The organism is Stenotrophomonas capsici, from assembly GCF_034961085.1.
GTDB lineage: Bacteria > Pseudomonadota > Gammaproteobacteria > Xanthomonadales > Xanthomonadaceae > Stenotrophomonas > Stenotrophomonas capsici.
In genome coordinates this window covers 1-5,330 of sequence record NZ_JAYFUH010000137.1, presented here as the reverse complement: position 1 = coordinate 5,330, position 5,330 = coordinate 1, and the positions used below count along the sequence as shown (strand labels likewise).

Annotated in this window: 7 protein-coding genes; 5 read left to right on the top strand and 2 right to left on the bottom strand. The window is 68.3% G+C overall.

Features of this window, described 5'->3' with window-relative positions; all coding sequences use genetic code 11:
* A partial coding sequence (locus tag VA603_RS10205; RefSeq protein ID WP_323438743.1) for an aldolase/citrate lyase family protein occupies positions 1–312 on the bottom strand: 312 nt, incomplete at its 3' end.
* 386 nt (positions 313–698) lie between these two features.
* On the opposite strand from VA603_RS10205, the gene xth reads away from it, so the two are divergent.
* Complete coding sequence (gene xth / locus VA603_RS10200; RefSeq protein ID WP_323438742.1) at positions 699–1,472, top strand: exodeoxyribonuclease III; 774 nt, start codon at positions 699–701, stop codon at positions 1,470–1,472.
* A 57-nt stretch (positions 1,473–1,529) separates the two neighbouring features.
* On the opposite strand, the gene VA603_RS10195 is transcribed toward xth, so the two are convergent.
* A complete protein-coding gene (locus VA603_RS10195; protein WP_132863894.1) occupies positions 1,530–1,784 on the bottom strand; it encodes a GlsB/YeaQ/YmgE family stress response membrane protein in 255 nt (84 codons plus the stop codon).
* A gap of 114 nt (positions 1,785–1,898) precedes the next feature.
* Between VA603_RS10195 and VA603_RS10190 the strand changes: the two genes are divergently transcribed.
* The 4 genes from VA603_RS10190 to VA603_RS10175 all read left to right on the top strand — a co-directional run.
* Complete coding sequence (locus tag VA603_RS10190; RefSeq protein WP_323438741.1) at positions 1,899–2,477, top strand: 4'-phosphopantetheinyl transferase family protein; 579 nt, start codon at positions 1,899–1,901, stop codon at positions 2,475–2,477.
* A gap of 318 nt (positions 2,478–2,795) precedes the next feature.
* Positions 2,796–3,434, top strand: a complete 639-nt coding sequence (gene rsmG / locus VA603_RS10185) for a 16S rRNA (guanine(527)-N(7))-methyltransferase RsmG (RefSeq protein ID WP_323438740.1) — start codon at positions 2,796–2,798, stop codon at positions 3,432–3,434.
* A 196-nt stretch (positions 3,435–3,630) separates the two neighbouring features.
* Positions 3,631–4,428 carry a ParA family protein gene (locus VA603_RS10180; RefSeq protein ID WP_132863889.1) on the top strand — a complete coding sequence of 266 codons (798 nt, stop codon included), beginning with the start codon at positions 3,631–3,633 and terminating at the stop codon, positions 4,426–4,428.
* Positions 4,428–5,330 (top strand): ParB/RepB/Spo0J family partition protein (locus VA603_RS10175; protein WP_323438739.1); only part of this gene is annotated, 903 nt, incomplete at its 3' end. The genes VA603_RS10180 and VA603_RS10175, both read left to right, overlap by 1 nt.

The window sequence follows — 5,330 nt, the reverse complement described above, 5'->3', positions numbered from 1 at the left end:
GGCGACCTCGCGCACCTGCGCGGCCGATTCGATCTTGGGAATGTTGAGCAGCCACACGCCGGGCACGGCCACGGCCTGGAGGTCGGCGGCGAAGTGCGGGCTGTCGGTGGCATTGGTGCGCACGATCAGCAGCTTGCCGCCGGCCACCACCTCCGGGCGCGCCAGGAACGCAGCCACGGCCGCCCGTGCAGCCGTCTTGCCGGCCTCCGGCACGGAATCTTCCAGATCGAAAGACAGGGCATCGGCCGGTCCGGCCATGGCCTTGTCGAACAGCTCCGGACGTGCGCCGGGCACAAACAGCTTGCTACGCATGGGGTTCCCTCTAACCTTGAGGGCAGTCTGCGCAAATCGGAACCGGGAAAAAGTGTATTCCCGAACATTCATGCAATAGCGTTTGTTGCGCTTTGCCGGATCAGGCCGCCCACACCCTGCCGCCCCGGGTGATGCCGGGTCGCTCGCGGCGGGCGTTCTACCGGGAGTCCCTCGTGCCGGACATGGCACGGCGAATCCCATTCAGTTTCGCTGCCATGACGGCGACCCTGGCCAACATCGCCCGCAACCCCGGACCCCTTCCTTCCGCCGGCAGCGGGGGAAGGTGCCCGAAGGGCGGATGGGGGCGCTTCTGATCCGGCACGTGCGCCACATCGCGGCGCTCGGCCCAGGGGGCCATGTTTCCCCACCCCGGCTAGAATCCCTCCATGAAAATCGCCTCATGGAACGTCAACTCCCTCAACGTCCGCCTGCCGCACCTGGAACAGTGGCTGGCCGACTTTGCCCCCGACGTGGTCGGCATCCAGGAAACCAAGCTGGAGGACCATAAATTCCCGGACACGCGCCTGCTGGAGTTGGGCTACCGCAACGTGTTCGCCGGGCAGAAAACCTATAACGGCGTGGCGCTGCTGTCGCGGCACCCGATCGAGGACGTGCAGATCGGCATTCCCGGCTTCGAGGACGAGCAGAAGCGGGTGATCGCCGGCACCGTCAACGGCGTGCGCATCATCAACCTGTACGTGGTCAACGGCCAGGACGTGGGCACGGACAAATATGAGTACAAGCTGCGCTGGCTGGCCGCGGTGCATGACTGGATCGCCGACGAGCTGCACAAGCACCCGCAATTGGTGGTGCTGGGCGATTTCAACATCGCCCCGGACGAGCGCGACGTGCCCGACCCGATGGTGTGGAACGAGAACCACATCCTGACCTCCACCGCCGAGCGTGCGGGCCTGCGCAAGATCCTGGAGCTGGGCCTGCACGACGGCTTCCGCCTGCACAACGACGAAGGCGGCATCTTCAGCTGGTGGGATTACCGCGCCGCCGGGTTCCGCCGCAACCTGGGCCTGCGCATCGACCTGACCCTGGTCTCCGACGCGCTCAAGCCGCGCGCGCAGGCCTCGGGCATCGACCGCGAGCCCCGCACCTGGGACCGCCCCAGCGACCATGCCCCGGCCTGGGTGCAGTTGGCGCAGGGCTGAAACCGCAAGGCCCGGCCATTGCTGGCCGGGCCCGGTCGAATGGCGCCATGCTGCGTTTCAGCGGATGCTCTTGCGCGTGAACAGGTTGACGATGGCCAGCAGGATCACCGCGCCCAGCAACGACAGCACGAACGAGCGCAGGGTGATGGCGGCATTGATGCTGCCACCGCCAAACAGGAAGCCGGCGATCATGGCGCCGATGATGCCGACCACGATGTTCAGGATGATGCCCTGCTGCGCATCACGGCGCATGATGAGGCTGGCAAGCCAGCCGACGATGCCACCGACGATCAACCAGACGATGATGCCCATGCGTGTATCTCCCAGCGTGAATGCACCCGGGGACGGTGCGGTGCGGACAGTCAACGCGCACCGCGGTGAACATCCTGTTGAAGCGGCGGTGGTCTGTTCAGCATGAGGGGTTACGTGGAACGTTGGGATTTCGACCCGGTGCGGGTCTGGCTGCTGCCGCATGTCCCGGGCACGCGCGGCGAGCCGCAGGCACGCGTGCTGCTGGCCGATGCGCTGGGCAGCACCCCGCAGGACCTGCCGTTGACGCGGGATGAGCGCAATCGCCCGTGGTTGATCGGGGAGCTGGCCCACTACGGCACCGGCTGGAGCCACAGCGGCCCGCATCTGCTGGTGGCGCTGGGGCAGGGCGCACGCCTGGGGGTGGACCTGGAACAGCAGCGGCCGCGCCGGCAGATGCGCGAGGTGATCCGGCGTTTCTTCCACCCGCAGGAGATCCAGTGGCTGGACGGGCTGGACGACGCGGCATGCCAGCAGTGGTTCTTCCGGGTGTGGTGCGCCAAGGAAGCCCTGTTGAAGGCGCACGGGCACGGCATCTCGTTCGGGCTGGAGAAGCTGCAGTTCGCGCCGGACGCGGCGGGGGCGTTGAGGCTGGTGTGGTGCGACCCGGGCCTGGGCGAGGCCGGCCGCTGGCACCTGCACGAGTGGCAGGCCGCGGCCGATTTCCGCGCGGCGCTGGCGTGGTATCCGCTGTGATGGGCGGGTGATATCCACTGTGATGAGCGAAACGGAGAAAGGCCGCGACAGCGGCCTTTCTTATGCTTCTGCTCCAAGCACCCTCCCTTGCGCCAAAGGCGTAGGGGAGGGCGGGGGAGGGGTAGCTGTTGCTGTTGCATTTGCCCCGACCGATACCGTCCCGGTCTTTTCAACAGGCAAAGCCAGAGCCAGAGCGACCCCTCCCCAACCCTCCCCTGCGCCTTTGGCGCAAGGGAGGGGGCAGAAGCGAAGCCAAAGCCAAAGCCAAAGCCAAAGCCAAAGCCAAAGCCTTCCCCCGCTCCTGCGATAATCCCCGCCATGAACGACACCTCCCTCCCGCCCGACGTCAGCACCGACCTGCAGCAGGGCCTGCAGGCCATGGGCCTGGACGCCGCGCTCGCCACCCCGCTGCTGGCCTACCTGGCCCTGCTGGTGCGCTGGAACCGTACCTACAACCTCACCGCCATCCGCGATCCGCGCGAAATGGTCACCCGCCACCTGCTCGACTCGCTGGCCATGGCCAGCCACGTCACCGCCGGCACCCTGGCCGACCTCGGCACCGGCCCGGGGCTGCCAGGCATCCCGCTGGCCATCACCCATCCGCAACTGCAGGTCACCCTGGTCGAGAGCAATGGCAAGAAGGCCCGCTTCCTGCGCGAGGCCGTGCGCCAGCTGGGCCTGAAGAACGCCCGCGTCGCCGAGTCGCGGGCCGAGGCGCTGGATGAGCCCGGTGCCTACGACAACCTCACCGCCCGCGCCATGGACACCCTGGCCGGCATCGTCGAGGTCGGCGGTCACCTGTTGCGCCCCGGCGGCCAGCTGCTGGCCATGAAGGGCGTCTACCCGCACGAGGAGATCGCCCAGCTGCCGGCCGACTGGCAGGTACTGGAAGTGCGTCCGCTGCAGGTCCCCGGCCTGGTCGGGGACCGCCACCTGGTCGTGGCCGAACGCAGGTAAGCCCGGACCCGCTCCGGCCGGCCCCACGCCGGCGGGCCCCCACGGGATCATTCCGACGACGCTCCCCCTCCCGTTACCGCCGGCAAGGGGAGGCCGGGGAGGGGCAGCCATTGCCCCCGAAAGGCACGCCGATTTCCGCCTGCGCGCCGCTACCCCCATAATGACCAGTCCAACCCCGCCCACGAGGCTCTCCTGCATGGCTCGCATCATCGCCATCGCCAACCAGAAAGGCGGCGTCGGCAAGACCACCACGGCCGTCAATCTGGCTGCTTCCCTTGCCGCCGCACCCAAGCGTGTGCTGCTGGTCGACCTGGATTCGCAGGGCAACGCGACCATGGGCAGTGGCGTGGACAAGCGTGAAGTCGCAGCTTCCACCTGCGACCTCCTGCTCGGCGAGAACAGCGCCGTCGAAGTGCGCGTGCAGACCGCCGAGGGCTATGACCTGCTGCCCGGCAACATCGACCTGACCGCCGCCGAGATCCAGTTGATGGAGCAGGGCGAGCGCGAGCAGCGGCTCAAGCGCGCGCTGGCGCCGATCCGCGATGAATACGACTTCATCCTGATCGATTGCCCGCCGGCGCTGTCGCTGCTGACCCTCAACGCCTTGGCCGCCGCCGACTCGGTGATCGTGCCGATGCAGTGCGAGTACTACGCCCTGGAAGGCCTCAGCGCGCTGGTGCAGACCATCGATGCGCTCAAGGTCAACCTGAACCCGGCACTGGAGATCGAGGGCGTGCTGCGCACCATGTTCGACGTGCGCAACAACCTGGCCAACGCGGTGTCCGCGCAGCTCACCGAGTACTTCGGCGACCGCGTGTTCCGCACCATCGTGCCGCGCAACGTGCGCCTGGCCGAGGCGCCCAGCCATGGCCAGAGCATCGTCGGCTACGACCGCAGCTCGCGTGGCGGCGTGGCCTACCTGGGCCTGGCCGGTGAGATCATCCGCCGCAACAACGAACGCAAGCAGGCCGCCCCGGCCGTGGAGACCGTCTGATGGCCGGTGCCAAGAAACGTGGCCTCGGCCGTGGACTGGATGCCCTGCTGGGCCCGAAGGGCGCCGTCACCCCGGTGACCGTGGCCGCGGTGGCCGAACCGCAGCCGGGCGAGGTGCTGCGCAAGCTGCCCATCGACCAGCTGCAGCCGGGCAAGTACCAGCCGCGCCGCGACATGGACGAAGGCAAGCTGGCCGAGCTGTCCGAGTCGATCAAGGCGCAGGGCATCATCCAGCCCATCCTGGTGCGCCAGATCGAGGGCGGCAAGTACGAAATCATCGCCGGTGAACGCCGTTGGCGCGCCTCGCGCCTGGCCGGGCTGGACGATGTGCCGGTGGTGGTGCGCGAGCTGGAAGACCGCACCGTCATCGCGATGGCGCTGATCGAGAACATCCAGCGCGAAGACCTCAACCCGCTGGAAGAGGCCGAGGCGCTGGCCCGGCTGGTCAGCGAATTCTCGCTGACCCACGCCGAAGCCGCGCAGGCCGTCGGCCGCTCGCGCGCCTCGGTGTCCAACCTGCTGCGCCTGATCGACCTGCCCATCGGCGTGCGCGTGCTGCTGGAAACCCGTCGCCTGGAAATGGGCCATGCCCGCGCGCTGCTCACGCTGGCGCCGGAACTGGCCACCAAGCTGGCCGAGGAAGCCGCCGAGCAGGGCTGGTCGGTGCGCGAGGTCGAGCACCGCGCCCAGCAGTTCGCCGCCGGCAAGGTGCCGGGCGCACGCAAGGCCAAGCCGTCGCCGACCGCGCCGCAGGCCGACATCGCCTCGCTGGAAACCGAGCTGTCCGAATCGCTGGGCACCAAGGTGGCGATCGCCCACGGCCGTGGTGGCAAGGGCAAGCTGGTCATCCATTACACCGACCTGGACACGCTGGAAGGCGTGCTCGAGCGGTTGCGTCGCCGT